General features: G+C 61.0%; 19 protein-coding genes. 9 read left to right on the top strand and 10 right to left on the bottom strand.

Annotated features, from left to right (window positions below; translation table 11 throughout):
- The 7 genes from JQM68_RS04350 to JQM68_RS04320 form a co-directional block, all read right to left on the bottom strand.
- A complete protein-coding gene (locus tag JQM68_RS04350; protein WP_235221707.1) occupies positions 1–756 on the bottom strand; it encodes a hypothetical protein in 756 nt (251 codons plus the stop codon).
- Positions 757–876: 120 nt separating this feature from the next.
- The gene (locus JQM68_RS04345; protein ID WP_235221706.1) at positions 877–1,758 is read right to left on the bottom strand and encodes an aldose 1-epimerase family protein; all 882 of its coding nucleotides are present in this window, start codon (positions 1,756–1,758) and stop codon (positions 877–879) included.
- Positions 1,759–1,776: 18 nt separating this feature from the next.
- The gene (locus JQM68_RS04340; RefSeq protein WP_235221705.1) at positions 1,777–2,007 is read right to left on the bottom strand and encodes a hypothetical protein; all 231 of its coding nucleotides are present in this window, start codon (positions 2,005–2,007) and stop codon (positions 1,777–1,779) included.
- A gap of 3 nt (positions 2,008–2,010) precedes the next feature.
- Positions 2,011–2,757 (bottom strand): peroxide stress protein YaaA, encoded by a 747-nt coding sequence (yaaA, locus tag JQM68_RS04335; protein ID WP_235221703.1) that lies wholly within the window; start codon positions 2,755–2,757, stop codon positions 2,011–2,013.
- Positions 2,758–2,761: 4 nt separating this feature from the next.
- Positions 2,762–3,223, bottom strand: coding sequence for a metallophosphoesterase family protein (locus tag JQM68_RS04330; protein ID WP_235221702.1), 462 nt, complete (start codon positions 3,221–3,223; stop codon positions 2,762–2,764).
- A 16-nt stretch (positions 3,224–3,239) separates the two neighbouring features.
- Positions 3,240–3,614, bottom strand: coding sequence for a divalent cation tolerance protein CutA (gene cutA, locus JQM68_RS04325; RefSeq protein ID WP_235221700.1), 375 nt, complete (start codon positions 3,612–3,614; stop codon positions 3,240–3,242).
- Positions 3,586–4,158: a TetR/AcrR family transcriptional regulator gene (locus JQM68_RS04320; RefSeq protein ID WP_235221699.1), complete on the bottom strand. Its 573-nt coding sequence runs from the start codon at positions 4,156–4,158 to the stop codon at positions 3,586–3,588. Before JQM68_RS04320 ends, cutA begins: the two co-directional genes overlap by 29 nt.
- A gap of 176 nt (positions 4,159–4,334) precedes the next feature.
- Here JQM68_RS04320 and JQM68_RS04315 point away from each other — a divergent pair, with 176 nt between their 5' ends.
- Positions 4,335–5,111: a sulfite exporter TauE/SafE family protein gene (locus tag JQM68_RS04315; protein ID WP_235221698.1), complete on the top strand. Its 777-nt coding sequence runs from the start codon at positions 4,335–4,337 to the stop codon at positions 5,109–5,111.
- A 79-nt stretch (positions 5,112–5,190) separates the two neighbouring features.
- On the opposite strand, the gene JQM68_RS04310 is transcribed toward JQM68_RS04315, so the two are convergent.
- The 3 genes from JQM68_RS04310 to JQM68_RS04300 form a co-directional block, all read right to left on the bottom strand.
- Positions 5,191–6,597: a sodium-dependent transporter gene (locus JQM68_RS04310; RefSeq protein WP_235221697.1), complete on the bottom strand. Its 1,407-nt coding sequence runs from the start codon at positions 6,595–6,597 to the stop codon at positions 5,191–5,193.
- A gap of 192 nt (positions 6,598–6,789) precedes the next feature.
- Positions 6,790–8,436, bottom strand: a complete 1,647-nt coding sequence (locus JQM68_RS04305) for a tryptophanase (protein ID WP_235221696.1) — start codon at positions 8,434–8,436, stop codon at positions 6,790–6,792.
- Between the two features lie 142 nt (positions 8,437–8,578).
- Positions 8,579–8,956, bottom strand: coding sequence for a RidA family protein (locus tag JQM68_RS04300; protein ID WP_235221695.1), 378 nt, complete (start codon positions 8,954–8,956; stop codon positions 8,579–8,581).
- 256 nt (positions 8,957–9,212) lie between these two features.
- Here JQM68_RS04300 and JQM68_RS04295 point away from each other — a divergent pair, with 256 nt between their 5' ends.
- The 8 genes from JQM68_RS04295 (at position 9,213) to JQM68_RS04260 (ending at position 17,944) form a co-directional block, all read left to right on the top strand.
- Positions 9,213–9,935, top strand: a complete 723-nt coding sequence (locus JQM68_RS04295; protein ID WP_235221694.1) for a helix-turn-helix transcriptional regulator — start codon at positions 9,213–9,215, stop codon at positions 9,933–9,935.
- Between the two features lie 180 nt (positions 9,936–10,115).
- Positions 10,116–10,778, top strand: a complete 663-nt coding sequence (locus JQM68_RS04290; RefSeq protein ID WP_235221693.1) for a YczE/YyaS/YitT family protein — start codon at positions 10,116–10,118, stop codon at positions 10,776–10,778.
- 147 nt (positions 10,779–10,925) lie between these two features.
- The gene (locus JQM68_RS04285) at positions 10,926–12,386 is read left to right on the top strand and encodes a histidine kinase (RefSeq protein ID WP_235221691.1); all 1,461 of its coding nucleotides are present in this window, start codon (positions 10,926–10,928) and stop codon (positions 12,384–12,386) included.
- A 78-nt stretch (positions 12,387–12,464) separates the two neighbouring features.
- Positions 12,465–13,289, top strand: coding sequence for a response regulator (locus tag JQM68_RS04280; protein WP_235221690.1), 825 nt, complete (start codon positions 12,465–12,467; stop codon positions 13,287–13,289).
- Between the two features lie 4 nt (positions 13,290–13,293).
- Positions 13,294–14,802 carry an ABC transporter ATP-binding protein gene (locus tag JQM68_RS04275; RefSeq protein WP_235221688.1) on the top strand — a complete coding sequence of 503 codons (1,509 nt, stop codon included), beginning with the start codon at positions 13,294–13,296 and terminating at the stop codon, positions 14,800–14,802.
- Between the two features lie 15 nt (positions 14,803–14,817).
- The gene (locus tag JQM68_RS04270; protein WP_235221686.1) at positions 14,818–15,879 is read left to right on the top strand and encodes an ABC transporter permease; all 1,062 of its coding nucleotides are present in this window, start codon (positions 14,818–14,820) and stop codon (positions 15,877–15,879) included.
- 1 nt (position 15,880) lies between these two features.
- Positions 15,881–16,807, top strand: a complete 927-nt coding sequence (locus JQM68_RS04265) for an ABC transporter permease (protein ID WP_235221685.1) — start codon at positions 15,881–15,883, stop codon at positions 16,805–16,807.
- A 69-nt stretch (positions 16,808–16,876) separates the two neighbouring features.
- The gene (locus tag JQM68_RS04260) at positions 16,877–17,944 is read left to right on the top strand and encodes a BMP family protein (protein WP_235221683.1); all 1,068 of its coding nucleotides are present in this window, start codon (positions 16,877–16,879) and stop codon (positions 17,942–17,944) included.
- The last annotated feature ends 65 nt before the right edge of the window (positions 17,945–18,009 follow it).

Here is an 18,009-nt window from a genome sequence, read left to right as displayed (position 1 = left end):
TTACGCCAGATACACCGCCACCCGGTCCAGGATGCGGTTGATGTTGTCCACCTGGCTGATCTGTCCGCCGATACGGACCTGCCCCAGGCCCACGGCGGAGATGGCGTTCACGTTCCCGTCAAACAGGGCGCGGGCCAGGGCCATGTCCTGAAATTCCATGTAGGAAAGATACTCTGCGGGAGCCTGATGGACCGCCGTGATGCGGTGGTCCCGGCAGCACAGGGCGGCGGCGGGGCCGCCGGCAATGGACAGCTTGGCCGTGCCGTCCACGATGTTAGAGGCGGAGAACATGCCCACCTTGTCGTGGTTGGCGATCTGGGCGATGGCCTCCGCGATGACGTGGAACATCAGCGTGGTGGAGACGCGGAAGAACTCCGGGTCCTCCAGCGCCGCCGGGTCCGACTTCAGGAACATCGTCAGCCGGTCCGTCAGCTTGGTGAAGGGGCCGGTGAGGAAACCGATTTTCGTAAAGCCCTTGCTGGGGATGGGCGTCACGGTGCCGTCGATGAGGCCGTTGAACTTCTCGCAGGAGGAGAAGGGCAGCTTCACCTGGCAGCGGTCCACGCCGGGGGCCATGCGGCACTTGCCGCTTCCGAAAAACAGTGTGGCTTCGGGGCCGTCCTTGACGGCAAAGCCCACGGAGACGGACTTACCTTTGATCAGCTCCGCGGCCTCCTTGTCCAGGTCGCAGAGATAGGGGATGGCGCCCAATACGGCGAACAGGTTGATATATGCCAGCGTTTTGGCATCCTTCATAACTTTCCTCCGATCTCCCGCGCTCCAGCGGGGCAGGATAGAAAAAGTATACCAGCCCGCCGCCGTGGTTGCAAGAAAATCCACAAAAAACCGCCTCCGCTTGCGCGGAGGCGGCTGCTGTTACTTCAGAAGTGAGACGGTATAACGCAGGCACTTGCTCTCTCCCGGTCCCAGAACGGCGCAGTGGGGCTTATCCGTAAAGTCGCCGCTCTCATTGTCCACGGCGGCGCAGCCCTGCCAGGGTTCGATGCAGATGTACGGCGCCCGCACCCCCGGCATGGTCCAGAAGGCCACCATGGGGAACTCCGAAAAGTCCACCCGGACGCCCCTGCCCGTTGCGTCATGGCGTAAGGAGACGGTTTTGGACCGCAGGCCATCGTAGATCAGGGTATCCACCTGGTCGAAGATCTGGTGGTCCAGGCGGATGTCCGTGCCGGTCAGAGCCGGGCCGGGCTTGTCATGGCACAGGCAGCCGCCGGGCCCCGGCAGAATGGAGTGGGTATCCTCCGCTCTGTCGAACACCAGGCGGTAATCCTCGAACTTCTCCCCCTCCGCCAGCGGACAGCGGAAAGCGGTGTGGCCGCCGATGCAGAAGGGCATGGGGGCCGTCCCCGTGTTCATCACCCGGAACTGGGTGAAAAAGCCGTCTTCAGTCAACTGGTGCCGCACCCGCAGGGAAAACGGGAAGGGATACCGGGCCAGCGTCTCCGCCGTCTCCCCCAGTTCCATCTCCGCATAGTCGTCTCCCTGTCCGACCACGGAAAACTCCATCCGCCGGGCGAAGCCATGGCGGTCCATCTGATAAGGCTTTCCGCCGATGCGCACCGTGCCATCCTTCAAGCCGCCCACGATGGGGAACAAAATGGGGTTCCGGCCGCTCCAATAGGCCGGGTCGCCTTCCCAGATATACTCCGTCCCCGCCGCGTCCCGCAGAGAGACCAACTCGCCGCCCATGGTGTCCGCCAGTGCCGTCAGGCCGCCGCGCTTCAATACGATCTGCATCGTCTCCCCCTCTTTCCATTATCCGAATGATTCTTCCAGCCGGTCCATGATCTCGTCGGCCAGGTCCTCCAGCTCCTCATGGCGCTCACCCCAGGCCTCGTATTCCTCACTGTTCATGTCCGCCGGTTCCCGCTCGTCCAGGTCCGCGATGCGCTCCCGCACCTCCTGCAGACAGGCTTGCAGTTCCTCCCGGTCCATTGCTTCAATATCCGGCGCAAAACCGCCGTCAAATTCCAGAAATTCCGCCATTGTTTACGCTCCTTTTATGAAAACACAGTGATTTTCCCCGGACTCCGCCGGGTCGTAATGGTATCCCAGGTCGTGAAATTCCCGGATGTCCACCGCTTTCGTGACGTTGTTTTCCGCCAGCCAGCGGACCATCTGGCCCCGGGCCATCTTGCACATGGTGCCCTTTTCCACGATCTTACTCCCCTGCCGCTCGCCGAAGGTGCAGCGGGCCAGGCGGACGGTTTTCGGGAGGTAAGGCTCCACCGCCCGGCTGTACTCCCTGGAGGCCAGGTCCAGCACAAAGTCCGTCTCCTCCGCCAGCCGCCGGGCCAGCTTACCGCCCCAGAAGGCGTACAGGTCTTTGCAGCCGTCCACCGCCAGCTTCGCCTGCATCTCCAGCCGGTAGGGCGTCACGCCGTCGAAGGGCCGCAGCAGGCCGTAAAACCCAGAGACGATACGCAGGCGCTCCTGAATGAAGTCGTATTGCCCCGCTTCAAACACGCCGGGAGCCATGTACTGGTACTGGATACCCTCATAGGACAAAATGGCCGGTGTCAGGCCGCTGCGCAGGTCCATGTCCGCCAACCGCTCCACGTTCAGGGCGGCGATGGCGTCATTGCATTTCCAGAGGGTCTGTAATTCTTTGGGGCTCATGGCCCGCAGGGCGGTCAGCAGCCGCTCCGTCTCCGGGAGGAAATCCGGCAGAGCCTGGATGGGCAGGCTGTCGGTGTCCACCTGCATTTTCTTGGCGGGCGAAATGATGATCCGCATGTCGTCACGCTCCCTCATGGGGGATCAGGCACTTTTCCACCCGGAAGCGGCCATCCCCCGCCTCCATGCGGCAGAGGGTGATCTCCTGGTGGAAGCGCCGCCGTCCGCAGCTGCCGGGGTTCAGCCACAGCACGCCGTTTTCCTCCCGCTCCTCGTATTTATGGGAATGGCCGAACACCACCACGTCCACACCGGACAGGTCCTTGGGCACGTCCTTTTTGTTGTGGACGAGGAAAAAGCGAACGCCCTCCACCGTGAAGGTCAGGCTGTGGGGCAGGTCCACCGCCCAATCCTTGTCGTTGTTGCCCCGGACGATGTAGCTCTCCCCGCACCGGCGCAGGGCGTCCACGATGGCCGGGGTATTGATGTCCCCAGCGTGGATGACCACGTCCGCCTGGGCCAGCAGAGCCTTGACCTCCTCCCGGAGCAGGCCGTGGGTGTCGGATAAGATCAGGATGTGTTTCATGTGTTCTCTCCTTGGGTCACAGCCCCGTGCGGTACAGGGGGATGACGTTGATGACCGGCTCTTCGTAGGGGTGGATGGCTTTGACAGCTCGCAGCGTCTCCTCCACCCGCTCCGTCCGGCAGGTCACTTCCACTTTCAGCTCCGGCTCGGCGCAAAATTCTCCCTTGGTGCCGATATAGGGGTTCGTCCCCTCCAAAGGCCGCCAGCAGCCGGTCACCCGGCTGTATGACAGGCAGCCGTCGTATTTCCCGATGTGCCCCGCGTCCACTGACAGCAGCGCCTTCCGCAGCGGCTCCAGATGGGTCTCGGGAATAAAAATCTCCAGTTTACAGCAGCAAAAATCCGGCACACCGCTCCCTCCTTTATCGGATACTCCCGGATTCGGGCGCATACAGCTTCCGCAGGTCCGTGATGGCAAGCACCAGCTCCGCCACCTCCTGGGGCGTTTTCGGGATGTCTTCCGTCATCCACCGCCGGATCAGGTGGTATGTGCCGAAGCCGATGCAGGCACTGGTCAGTTTCCAGGTATCCTCGTCCATCCGGGGCATTCCCTCGATCTCCTCCCGCAGCTCCCAGACGCTGTCGTTGATCTCCCTGACGACCTCCTCGTCCGTATAGCAGCGAAGCAGGATCTTCACCAGGTCGGCGTGGTCATACAGATAAACGCAGATATGCTCCGTGACTTTTCTGATATCCGCCATCGTTCTAGGCTTGATCATCGTGCTCCGTAGCTCCCGGGAGCAATCCCATTCAATGTCCTTCAATACATCCCGTGGCGTCCCGTAATGGCGGTAAAAGGTGGCGCGGTTGATGGACGCCTCCCCGCACAGCTCACTGACAGTGATCTGGTCCAATTGTTTGCGGGTGAGCAGGCGCAGCAACGCCTCCTTCAAAAGCCGTTTGCTGAGTGTGATCCGCTGATTTTCTTTTTCCATGCAAGCTCACCTAAAAAAGTTCACAAAATAAACGATACATTTTTGTCAAAACTGTCGCATTCACAGCATTTTCAGAATAATTATCCGTTGTCAATGCGACATCTGTATCATATAATCTGCTTTGCCCGCTGTCAAGCGGCAGACTGCGGAGAAAGAAACAGAAGAGGTGTTCTCCTATGATTTGGATCGCGTATATACTCGCCGGGCTGGGCGCCGGCGTCGTCACAGGGCTGGCGGGGCTTTCCGCCGCGGTGGTCATCACGCCCGTACTGGTCAGTCTGTGTGGCTGGGTCAGCTATGACGCGGTAACGGTGGCGCTGGCCTCCGACGTGCTGGCCAGCACCCTTTCCGCCTATACATACTACAAAAATAAAAATATCGACCTGAAAAACGGCACGCTCGTCACTATCACCGCATTCTTCGGCGCCGTGATCGGCAGCTACTGCGGATACCTGTTCAGCCAGGCCCAGCCGGACGGACTGGGGTACCTCTCCATGGCGACAACGATTTTTCTCGGCATCAAATTCCTGCTGAAGCCCATTACCAAAGGCGCGGACGCGGCCGACGGCAAAAGTCTGCTGTCTCCGAAGAAAACAGCCCTGGCCATGTTCCTGGGCTGCGGCATCGGCTGGGTCTGCGGCTTCACCGGCAGCGGCGGCGGCATTTTGATGCTGACGGTGTTCACGGTGGTGCTGGGCTACAATCTGAAGGTGGCGGTGGGCACCAGCACGATGATCATGGCGGTGGTGGCCCTCACCGGCACGGTGAGCCACTTCTGCATGGGCGCGGCTATTCAGCCCCTGCCCATGGCGGTGACGGTGCTGGCCTGTCTTTTCGGCGCCTATGTCTCCGCCAAGTTCGCCAACCGCTGCGAGATCACCCGGCTGAACCGGGTGGTAGGCGTGGTGCTGACCATTTTGGGTATCGTTACCATCCTGATCAAATTACTTTAATTTGACTAATAGCAAAACAGGACTCCCGCGGCAAATGCCGCGGGAGTCCTGTTTAAGAAAGGAAAGTTTGTTTTCTGGCTTAGCCGATACCGCCGAACGCCGCGCCGAGGACCAGAGCGGCCAGGGCAGCGATGCAGTACACCCACTTGCCCAGGGGATAGAACCAGCTGCCGATGTCCTTCTTGCCAGCAGCGCGGCCATCGTGGACAGCGCCCAGAGCGGTCTCTTTCTTGAGGACCCAGAAGAACATGATGCCGGCCAGCAGAGCGCCCAGGGGGCAGATGTAAATGGAGACAACGTCCATCCACTGAGAGGTCCAGGGCTGGATCACGACGGAGACGATAGCGCCGATGACGCCGATGATCGCCACGGAGGGAACACGGTTCAGGTGCAGCTTCTCCTGCAGGAAGGCCACGGGAGCCTCATACAGGTTCACGATGGAGCTGACGCCGGCGAACAGCACACAGATGAAGAAGATCATGCCGACGATACGGCCGCCGGTCATGCCGTTGAACACGTTGACCAGGTAGACGAACATCAGGCCGGGGCCGCCGGAGGAGGGCTCCACGCCACCCGCGGCCATGGCGGGCAGAATGACGAAAGCAGCCAGCAGAGCGGCGATGGTATCGAACAGGGCCACGTTGCGGGCGGAGCTGGGGATGTCCTCGCTCTTGCTCAGGTAAGAGCCGTAGATCACGGAGCCGTTGCCGGCGATGGACAGGGAGAAGAACGCCTGGCCGAACGCGAAGACCCAAACCTGGGGATTCAGCAGGCCGGCGGGCTGCAGGGTGAAGATGTAGCGGTAGCCGTCGGAAGCGCCGGGCAGGAAGGCGATGTAAATGCCCAGGACCACGAACAGGCCGAACAGCAGGGGCATCATGACCTTGTTGGCCTTCTCAATGCCGCCGGCAACGCCCAGAGCCATGATGATCAGGGAGACCACCAGACCGATGAGCTGCCACACGCCGTTGCCGATGCCGAAGAAGCCGTTGCTGGCCATCATACCGACGGCCTCGCCCAGGGTAGCGGCTTCGGGAGCGGTAGCGCCGAAAGCGCCGCCGATGCTGCCCATATCAGTGCCCAGGGCATACAGGCTGCCGGAAATGCCCATCCAGCAATACTTGAAGATCCAGCCCAGGACCACGGTGTAGCCGATAGCCAGCATCAGGGAGCCGATGATGGGAATGGCACCGATGGCCTCGCCAGCACCCTTCTTGCCGGTGCGCTCTTCGGTGCACTTACCGAAAGCGCCGACAGGACCGGCACCGGCCCAACGGCCGAGGGCGAACTCCTCCATAACGCCGGAGGCGCCGATCAGGACGACGAAAATGAAATAGGGAATCAGGAAAGTCAGGCCGCCGAACTTGGAGACCATGATGGGGAAGCGCCAGATGTTGCCCATGCCAACGGCGGAGCCAATGCAGGCCAGAATAAAGCCCCATTTGCTCTGGAATCCGTCGCGCTTTTCCAGAGTCTGATTACTCATGCGTTTGACACTCCTTCTCTTATCTCAATAATTTGCGGCGCCCGCGAAAACATATTCAGTTTTCGCGGGCGCCGCTTTTACACACACTTACGTTCCTGCGCTCTTTCCACGCGGCACAGGTTACGCAGAATTTTGCTTGCGTGCCCACACTGTCTTCAAACAGTACCGTTCACGCTTGCCGCACAGCGCCTCTTACTTCTCCTCGTTGGGATAGGGCTCGAGGAAGGCGTGGAAGTGACGCATGGGCAGGTTGTGGCCCCAGACAATGCGCATGTTGGGGATGTTCTCGCGGTCCTCGTACAGGGCCTTGACAGCGGCGATGACATAGTCCAGGTGCTCCTGGGTCAGGCGGCTGCGGTCGATGGCGAAGCGGACCACGTTGGCGACCTCGGCCTGCTGCTCGGGAGTCTTCAGGTCATACTCCATGGAGTAGTCGCCCAGCTCGGAGACACGGATACCGTAGCGGCGGATCAGCTCCAGAGAGAAGCCCTGGCCGGCGAAGGTATCATGGCCGCGCTTGCCGTCGAAGAACTCGGTCATGTTGATGTACACGGCATGGCCGCCGGCGGGCAGAACGACGCCCTTGACACCGGCCTTGTAGAAGCCCTGAGCCAGGTACTCGCACTGCTTCACGCGCTCGTCCAGATAGTTGAAGTTGCAGGACTCATACAGACCCACGGCCAGAGCCATGATGTCGCGGCCGCTCATGCCGCCGTAGGAGTCGTTGCCGTAGCAGGAGATCTGCTTCACCTTCAGCAGAACGCCCACGTCGGTCTTGACGGTGCCGTCCTCGTTGAAGTCGGAGAAGTTCTTCCAGAACAGGCCCTTGTCGCGGAAGGCCAGCATGCCGCCCATGTTGGCGTGGCCGTCCTTCTTGGCGGACATGGTGAAGCCGTCGCAGTAGGAGAACATCTCGGTGGCGATCTCGGCGATGGACTTATCCTCGTAGCCGGGCTCGTTCATCTTGATGAAGTAGGCGTTCTCGGCCCAGCGGGCGGCGTCCAGGATGTAGGGGATGTTGTACTTGTGGGCGATCTCGGAGGTGGCCCGCAGGTTGGCCATGGCGACGGCCTGGCCGCAGACGGGGTTGTTGGTGATGCAGGTGAACACCAGGGGCACATTCTCGGGACCCACGGCCTGGATCAGCTCTTCCAGCTTCTCGGTGTCCATGTTGCCCTTGAACGGGTTCTTCTCGTACTTGCCGCCCTCGGGAACCTCGTACAGCAGGGTCTTGTTGTACAGGTTGCGGGGCACGGAACCCATCTGCTTGATGTTGCCCTCGGTGGTGTCGAAGTGGCCGTTGGAGGGAATGGTGAAGACCTTGCCGGGATGACGCTGGGCCAGGATCTTCTTCACGATCTCCATCAGGACGGACTCAGCGGCACGGCCCTGCTGGATGATGAAGGCGTTGGGACGCTCCATCTGCGCGGCGCCGCCGTTGAACAGGCCACCCTCATACTCGCAGAGGTAGACCTCGTCCATCATCTTCTCCACGTCACGGCAGTCGGTGCGGACCAGGTCGATGATCTTCTTCCAGTTCTTCTCGCCGCCGCGCTCGAAAATGTCGCGGAAGGTGTCCAGCAGGACATAGTAGCCGGTGTTGCGGCCGTAAGCCTCGTCGCCCAGGAACAGGGAGGCCCACTGATGGTTGGTCATGGCGGTGGTGCCGGAGTCGGACAGCATATCGACGGTCAGCATGCCGGAGGGGAAAGCGAACTCGTTGTAGTGGGTGGCCTTCAGGGCACGCTCACGCTGCTCAACAGTGACCTCGGGCAGGTCACGGACAGCAAAGGTAAAATGATGGGGGGCGGGAACGTTCAGCGGATACTCTTTAGACATAATACTTTACCTCCATATTCGGCGCTTGGCGCCTTGATTTTTTTTGGAGATACCCCGGTCGTCGAAGGGCGGGCTTCCCAGATCCCGCCTTGCGCCTAGCGGACAGTATCATTCACAAGGGTTGATGGGTTTTGGGGAATGCTTACTTCGCGGCGATGACCTCGATCTCCACCAGCGCGTCCTTGGGCAGGCGGGCCACTTCCACGGCGGACCGGGAAGGATAGCTGCCTTCCGTAAAGAAGGTGGCATAGACTTCGTTCATAGCGGCGAAATTGTTCATGTCGCTGAGGAACACGGTGGTCTTCAGTACATGATCCATGTCGGTGCCGGCCTCGGTGAGGATGGCCTTGACATTGGTCAGGGACTGCCGGGTCTGCGCCTGGATCCCCTCGGGGAATGCCCCGGTGGCGGGATCGATGGGCAGCTGCCCGGAGGTGATGACCAGTCCGTTGGTTTCAACAGCCTGGGCGTACGGACCGATGGCAGCGGGTGCCTGGCTCGTACTGATGATGGTTTTCATCGCAAAACGCCTCCTCTCATTTTTTGACGAGATAACTTTATCAGAATGAAAAAATTTTGTCAAGTAGAAACTATGCACTTTGTACGTATAGCCATTTTAAAAGCTTTAATTTTGTGTCAAATGTCCATAAAGTTTCCAACGCAATGTGCGAAAACTTTTTATTAGCAATATAATAATTTTTTCTTTTGACAAAGTTTTTATTTCTATATATAATGATGTAAACTCACAGGCGAACTACATGAAAAGAGGTGCTCCTATGGCGAATGTCACCAACGCGCTGCTGCAGCACTACGTGAAGCTGACAGAATTTCTCGGGCAGGCTTTAGGCCCGGATTACGAGGTCGCGCTCCACGACCTGACAGATAAAAACCGCTCCATCATCGCCATCGCCAACAACCATGTCAGCGGCCGGGAAATCGGCGCCCCCCTGACCAATGTGGCGCTGAGCATCCTGCGGGACAAGAGCTATGAGACCTCGGATTACCGCCTGCATTACTATGGGGTCTCCGTCAACGGCAAGGACCTGCGGTCCAACACCATGTTCATCAAGCAGAACGGCCGCCTCATCGGGATGCTCTGCATCAATTTTGATGACAGCCGCTACCGGGCCATCAGCAACCAGATCATGGGGCTGTGCCATCCGGACATTTTCGTGGAGGATGTGCTGCAGCCGCTGGAGCCGGAGGAGCCCGGCGCCGTATCCGCCGTCCGTTCCTCTCCGGAGAAGTTCCGCAATTCCACCGAGGCGGTGGCGGCGGACGCCATCAATCGGGAGCTGGAGGCCCTGGGCGTGACCGCCGAGCGGCTGACCTCCGATGAACGGCTGAAGATCATCGCCGCTCTGGAGAGCAACGGCATCTTCCTTTTGAAAGGCGCCGTCAAGGACGTGGCCGCGGGGCTCCACTGCTCCCAGGCCAGCGTGTACCGCTACCTGTCGCAGCTGAAGAACGTCCACGCTGAGGCGCAGGAAGAGGCTTGAGGGACCCATACGGGAAGCAGGTGCGAGCCTGCTTCCTCTTTATAATAATAAAAAGCTGTTTGAAAAATGAAAACCGGCATGTCCGGAGAAACGCTCCGGCCGGTTTTCGGATAGGATGAAACAGCGAAACACAGCGGCGGCCGCCGGGGACGGCCGCACTTTTGGATGAGGAGTTTTGAGATGGTTCGGGAATATGGACGCCGCCTGCTGATTCTGACAGGCGGTCTGATGGTCAGCGCGGTGGGCATCACCATGATGCTCCAGGCCAATGTGGGGCTGGAGCCGTGGAGCGTGCTGCAAAACGGCATGTCGATCTTCTTCGGCATCACCTACGGCACCGCCGCCATGATCGTCGGCGCGGCGGTCATTGCCGTCGCCGTGCTCTGCGGTGAGAGCTTCGGCATCGGGACACTGGCAAACATCTTTGTCTGCCCGGTTTTTATTGATGTACTGCTGTACCTGGGCTGGATCCCCCAAATGGAAAGCCTGTGGTCCGGCCTCATCATGCTGCTGGCGGGCATGGAGCTGCTGGCTGTCGGCACCTGGATGTACATGAAAAGTGCCCTGGGCTCCGGCCCCCGGGACGCGCTGATGGTGGTGCTGGCCCGCAAGACCGGGCGGTCCGTGGGCTTCTGCCGGGCCGTGGTGGAGCTGATCGCCATTTTTGTTGGCTGGCGGCTGGGCGGTCAGGTGGGCATCGGCACCGTCATCACCGCCGTGGGCGTGGGCACACTGTTCAACCTGAATTTCGCGCTGCTGCACTTCAGGGCGGCGGAGCTGCACCAGGAAAACCTGCCGGAGACCATCCGGCGCATCCGGGGTGGAGAAAACGTGGAAGCATAAAGATGTTTTTCTCACGGGCCGTGTGAAAACACGGCCCGTTTTCTTGCATTATTACCCTAAATATCGTATGCTTAAAAAAACAGGTGAAAGGGGGGCCGAACGATGGAACAGCAGCCGCGCAGAAGGCCGGCAGTCAGGCAGGCCTGTTTGTCCTTTGTAATTGCGCTGCTGGCCGGACTGGTGCTGACCGGGTACATGGAAGTCAGCCGCCTCCAGTTGGAGCGGGACCGGATGGGCTACATCGCCAGCTCCCTCGGCTCGGAGACCTATGAGTTCATGCTCTCCGAAATGAGCAAGACCCGGGTGCTGGAGGCATACCTGCGGCAGACCGGCGGCTCCTACGAGGGCTTTGAAAAAATCGCTGACATCCTGCTCCGGGAGGAGTGTGTGCGGAACGTCCTCTTTGCCCCCGGCGGCATTGTGGAGGGCGTCTTTCCCCTGGCGGGCAACGAGGCGGTCATCGGGCTGAACATGTATGAGGACGGCGCCGGCAACAAGGAGGCTCAGGCCGCCATCGCGAAAAAGGATTTGTATATCGCTGGCCCCTTTGAGCTGATCCAGGGCGGTCTCGGCATCGCCGGGCGGCTGCCGGTGTTTCTGGAGGATGAAAACGGAGGTTCCACCTTCTGGGGCATCGTCTCCGTGACCCTGGATTTCCCGGACGCGCTGTCCGGCAGTTCCATCGAGCGGGTCAACGAGCAGGGCTTTGCCTGTCAGATCTGGCGCATCAACCCCGACGACGGCCAGAAGCAGGTCATTCTGGAAACGGACACCCCCCTGCCGGAGGGCTGCGAGACCGTGGACTATGACCAGACGCTGTTCAACTCCGTCTGGACGGTGTCCATGGCCTCCCTGCGGCCCTGGTACCGGCGCAGCGACCTCTGGCTGGGCGTGGCGGTGAGCCTGCTGGTGGCTCTGCTGGCGGCGGCGGGGGTCTATTACGCGGAGCGGCTGCGGCAGATGAAAGTGGAAAAATCCCAGAAGGAGATCCAGCGGCTCCAGGAGCAGCTGGAATACGAGCAGGGCAATATGCTGCTGAGCCAGATCCGCTCCCACTTTTTCTACCACACCCTGAACTCCCTCCAGGCCCTCATCGTCCTGAAGCCGGACGCGGCCTACAAGATGGCGGGCGACTTCTCCCGCTACCTGCGCTTCAGCCTGGACTCCGTCACCGCAAACGGCGGCGTGGGCTCCTTCCGGGAAGAGCTGCGGGCTGTCCGGGCCTACGCGGACATCAACCAGCAGCAGCTTGGCGACCGGCTCCGCATGGTCTACGACATCCCGGAGGCGGATTTCCAGATCCCCCTGCTGACCATCCAGCCCGTTGTGGAAAACGCCATTCTCCACGGCATCAAGCCCAAGGTGGGCGGCGGAACGGTGACGCTGAAGCTGGAGGAGCTGCTGGACTGCTGGCGGGTCACGGTGGACGACGACGGCGTTGGCTTCGACCTGGAGGCCGCCCACAGCCAGGGCTCCATCGGCCTTGAGAACGTGCGGCGGCGAATGGCCCGGTTCCCCGGCTGCGAACTGCGGATCGCCAGCTTCCCGGGAGTGGGCACAAAAGTGATCCTGATCTACGGAAAACAGGAAAAAAGTGAAGATCCCTGACTTTTTCTCCCATGAAGCGTACGGTTTCCGTACGCTTCATTTGTTACAATCAAACTGTATAGCGGAGGTGACCGCAGATTGAAAACCATCCTGGTAGATGATATGCTGCTGGACCTGCAGTTATTTGAGCTCAAGTGCACCGACATGCCGGATTTTGAGATCGTGGGCAAATTCACAGACCCCAACGAAGCCATTGAGTATGCCTCCGGCCATGTGGTGGACTTCGCCCTGCTGGACATCGACATGCCGGGCATGAACGGCATCGAGCTGGCTCAGGAGCTGCGGCGCCTGCGGAACGACATCATCATCGTCTTTGCCACCGCCCACCCGAAATTCGCGGTGGAGGCGCTGAAGATGAAGGCGGATTACATGATCTTCAAGCCCTTTGACCGGGAGGACATTGCCGACGTGATGGAGCGGGCCAAGCTGCTGCGCAGGCGGCAGCGCAAGCGCATTTACTTCCACACCTTCGGCGCATTCGATATGCTGGTGGACGGGGAACCGGTGCGTTTCCGCTCCGGCAAGGCCAAGGAGCTGATGGCCCTGTGCGTCTACCGGGAGGGACGGCCGGTGTCCATCCACGAGATCGTGGAAAACCTGTGGGGCGAGGACGCCGACGGCGCGGGCTACCGCCGCACCATCAAGGAGCTGGCGGACACCCTGCGGGACTATGGCGCGGAGGAGATGTTCCTGCGCAGCCGGGGCAGCCTCCGGGTGCGGATGGACCTGGCGGACTCGGATTTTCAGGATTTCATGAACGGGGACGAGGACGCCATCTGTCAATATCAAGGTGTGTTTATGCAGCAGTATTCCTGGGCGGAGCCCATGGTCTACACGCTGCAGGAGAAAAAAGAGCTGATGCTTTCCCGCATGGGGCAGCACGGCAAAAACGAGGGGGGCTGAAACTTTGGACGAATTTCTGAGAATGGAGCACGTCAGCAAACGGTTCGGCGACTTCTACGCCAACAGGGACATCAACCTGAGCATCCGCAAGGGCGAGGTACATACCCTGCTGGGCGAGAACGGCGCCGGAAAGTCCACGCTGATGAATGTGCTCATCGGACTGTACCAGCCGACGGAGGGCACCATCTACCTGAACGGCAAGGCAGTCCGCATCGACTCTCCCGCCCAGGCAGTCAAGCTGGGCATCGGCATGGTACATCAGCACTTCATGCTGGTGGAGGCCATGACGGTGTTCGAGAACATCATCCTGGGCGACCGGAACACCAAGGGTATTTTCATCGACAAGGAGGCCCGGAAGAAGGAAATTCTGGAGCTGGCGGAGCGCTACGGCCTGGACGTGGAGCTGGATAAGCCCATCACGGAGATCGCCGTGGGCGCCCAGCAGCGCGTGGAGATCCTGAAGGCCCTGTACCGGGGCGCAGAGCTGCTGATTTTGGACGAACCCTCCGCCGCCCTGACGGACATCGAGGTCGAGGGATTGTTCAAGATCATGAAGAAGCTGACGGAAGAGGGCAAGAGCATCATCTTCATCAGCCACAAGATGCGGGAGGTGCTGCGCATTTCCGACCGCATCACCATCCTCCGGGCAGGCGAGGTCATCACCACGCTGGAGCGGTCCGAGACCGACGGCCAGGAGCTTGCAAACCTGATGATCGGCCGGGAGCTGGCTCCCTCCCACTACGGAAAGGTAGAGGAGCCCGGCAGCCCCGTCATCCAGCTGCGGGGCGTGGATTACCACAAGGAGTCCAAGCACAACGGTCTGAACGGTGTCTCGCTGACCGTGGGCCGGGGCGAGATCGTGGGCATCGCCGGCGTGGACGGCAACGGACAGAGCCAGCTGGCCCAGGTGGTCACCGGCGTGCTGACTCCCGATGCCGGCGAGGTGGACATGAAGGGCTCCAAGGTGGCCCAGTTCACCCCCAACGGCTTCATCCTGGAAAACGTGTCCCACATCCCCGAGGACCGGAACAAGATGGGCCTGATCGGAAATATGTCCGTTAAGGACAACATCGTCCTCAAATCCACGGATTCGCCGGAATTCTCCAGTGCCAAGGGCTATCATTTGAAGAAAAAGGCCATCCGGGACTATGCGCTGAAGATGCAGGAGAAGTACGACATCCGCTGCACCTCCATCGAGCAGGAGACCCGGAACCTCTCCGGCGGCAACCAGCAGAAGGTCATTCTGGCCCGGGAGCTGGAGGGCCACCCCGACCTGCTGGTGGCGGTCCACCCCACCCGGGGCCTGGACATCGGCGCCACCCGCTTCGTCCACGACACCATGATTGAGGCCCGGGACAAGGGCTGCGGCGTGCTGCTGATCTCCGCCGACTTTGACGAGATCCTGGAGGTCTCCGACCGCATCGTGGTCATGTTCGAGGGACAGGTCATGGGCGTGTTCTCCGGCAAGAATCCTCCCATTGAGGAGGTCAGCCTGGCCATGGCCGGCAAGTAAGGAGGGGGAAACAAAATGAAAAACAGCAGTAAGCTGGTCAGCTTCCTGGTGCCTGTCATCTCCATCCTGCTGGCCTTTATCATCGGCTGCGTCATTATGGCGATACTGGGCGCCAATCCCTTTGTGGCGCTGCAGTCCCTGTGGATCGGCGCCTTCGGCAGCCTCCGCAACGTGGGCACCACCCTGGCCCGCTCCACCCCGCTCATTTTCACCGGCCTGTGTGCCTGCTTCGCCTACCGCTGCGGCGTGTTCAACCTGGGCGGCGAGGGCCAGTTCCTGATGGGCTCCATCGTCTGCTGCTACATCGCCACCCAGAGCGGCATTGAGGGGCTTCCCGCCATTCTCCTGTGCCTCGTCGCCGGCGCTGTCGCCGGCGGCCTGTGGGCCCTGATCGCGGGCCTTTTGAAGGTCTACCGCGGCCAGAACGAAATGATCATCACCATCATGCTCAACTACGTGGCGACGCTGTTCATGGGCGTGGTGTACACCAACTGGCTCCGGGACGGCAGCGTGCCCCAGACCGTGTCCGTGCCCGACTCCACCAAGCTCAGCCGCCTGTTCGGCCTCCGGGTCACCACCGCTTTTGTGCTCGCCCTGGTGGCGGGCCTGCTGGTGTACTACTTCCTGTTCTACACCTCCAAGGGTTTCCAGCTCCGGGCTGTTGGCCTGAACATGACGGCGGCCCAGTTCAACGGCTTCGCCGTGAAGCGGTACATTCTGATGAGTTTCATCGTCTCCGGCGCCATCGCGGGTCTGGGCGGCAGCGCCGAGCTGCTGGGCACCCAGTTCCGCCTCATCAACGGCTTCGGCAGCGGCTACGGCTTCGACGGCGTGGCCATGGCCCTGATCGGCCAGCTCCATCCCCTGGCGACCATCGTGGTGGCCATCTTCTTTGCGGCATTGCGGGTGGGCTCCACCACCATGCAGGCCGCCACCGGCGTCCCCACCAGCGTGTCCGACATCATCCAGGCCTTAGTGATCGTGTTCACCGTGGCGGGTCTCGCCATGGTGAAGCTGCCCCAGTTCAAGGCGTTCCTGGGCCGTCTGACCGACAAAAAGCAGAAGGAGGCCGCGTAATATGGAATTTGCGATGAACGTGATCCTCTCCAGCGTCCGCATGGCGACGCCGCTGATCTTCCTGGCCCTGGCGGAGCTGTACTCCCAGCGGGCGGGCCTTGTCCACATCGGCCTGGAGGGTCTGGCCGCCATCGGCTCTCTGAGTGGCTTCCTGGTAAGCCTCATCACCGGCAGCCCCCTGCTGGGCGTGGCGGCCGGCGCGGCGGTGGGCATCCTGGTCAACATGATCTACGCCTACGCCACCATCAACCTCTGCGCGGAGCAGATCGTCTACGGCATGGCCATCAACATCTTCGCCCCGGCTTTGGCGGCCTTCATCTACCGCGTCTACTTCGGCGCCGGCAGCGAGCTGGTCCAGGTGGGGCTGATGAACTCCCTGGCCTCCATGCTGGGCGTCACCCCCACCAGCTTCATCGGCAAGCTGTTTCTGGAGCAGACCCCCATGGTGTACCTGGCCTACGCTCTGGTGATCTTCACCGCCATCTACTTCAACAAGACCAAGTCCGGCCTGAACTACAAGGCCGTGGGTGAGTATCCCAAGGCCGCCGCCACCCTGGGCATCAACGTGGTGGGTGTGAAGTACGTGGCCTGCGTCATCTGCGGCGCTCTGGCCGGTATGGGCGGTGCCTACCTCACCACCTGCTACACCACCACCTACACCGACGGCAACGTGGCGGGCCGCGGCTTCATCGCCCTGGCCGCCGTCATCTTTGGCCGCTGGAGCGCCGGCGGCGTGCTGCTGGCGTGCCTGTTCTTCGGCTTCTGCGACGCGCTGCAGATCCGGCTCCAGGTCAGCAGCTACGGTGTGCCCTACCAGTTCTTCCAGATGATCCCCTACATCGCTACCGTGGTGGTGCTGGCGGTCATCGGCATGAAGAAGGCCGGCCCCAAGGGCGTCGGCAAACCTTATCTCCGCGAGGAGCGTTAACCCGGATAACCGCCGGATGGCAGTTATACATACATCCACCATGAAATCTGGAATTGGAGGAATGAAAAGATGAAAAAACTGTTTGCACTGCTCCTGACCCTGGCGATGGTCCTGTCCCTGGCCGCCTGCGGCGGCGGCAAGACCGAGGCCCCCGCCGCTTCCGGTGACAAGCCCGCCGCCACCGAGACCGAGAAGCCCGCCGACTCCGGCAAGACCTACAAGGTCGCCATGATCTGCGACTCCAGTATCTCCGACGGCGGCTGGGGCATGGCCTGCTACAACGCCATGATCGCCGCCGCTGAGAAGTACGGCTGGGAGACCGCCTACTCCGACAGCATCGACCAGTCTGCCTACTATGACAACATCGTCTCCTACTGCGACCTGGGCTATGACCTGATCTACGCCCCCGGCAACCAGTACACCGACGCGGTGCTGCAGGCCGCCGAGGAGTATCCCGACATCGCCTTCGCCCTGCTGAACGGCGCGGAGTCCACTCCCGCCAAGGCCGTCAACAGCAACGTCACCTCCCTGCTGCCCAACGCCACCCAGATCGGCTGGATTGCCGGCGCTCTGGCCGGTCTGATGACCGAGACCAACACCATCGCCTTCATCGGCGGCATGGAGCTGGACACCACCAAGGGCAAGTATGAGGGCTACAAGGAAGCCGCCGCTTACGTCGGTGCCCAGGAGGGCAAGGACGTCAAGACCCTGGACATCGTGTACTCCAACTCCTTCTCCGCCTCCGATAAGGGCATCGAGTTCGCCAAGGCCATGATGGACCAGGGCGCTGACGTGTTCTTCGGCGACGCCTCCGCCGTCGACTCCGGCGCCCGTCAGGCCATCGACGAGGCCAACGCCGCCTCCGGCTCCGTGAAGGTCTACGACATTGCCCAGCCCTCCGACTCTCTGGGCCAGAACGAGTGCATCATCTGCAGCCAGGTGACCGACAACTCCGGCCTGGTGGGTCTGAGCATGGAGGCCGTGGAGAACGGTACCTTCGGCGGCGAGACCATCTACGGCACCCTGCAGAACGGCGTTCTGTCCGCCGGTGCCATCAGCGACCTGGTTCCCTCCGAGATCGCCGAGAAGTATCAGGGCTATCTGGATCAGATGACCAACGACACCTTCATGAAGTAAGCGAATAACCGAACAAAGGGCCTCTATCCACCTGGATAGAGGCCCTTTGCCTGCGAACGGCCCTT

This window comes from Oscillibacter valericigenes (assembly GCF_021531435.1).
In the GTDB taxonomy this organism is placed as follows: Bacteria; Bacillota; Clostridia; order Oscillospirales; family Oscillospiraceae; genus Oscillibacter; species Oscillibacter valericigenes_B.
This window is presented reverse-complemented; position numbering and strand designations above follow the sequence as displayed.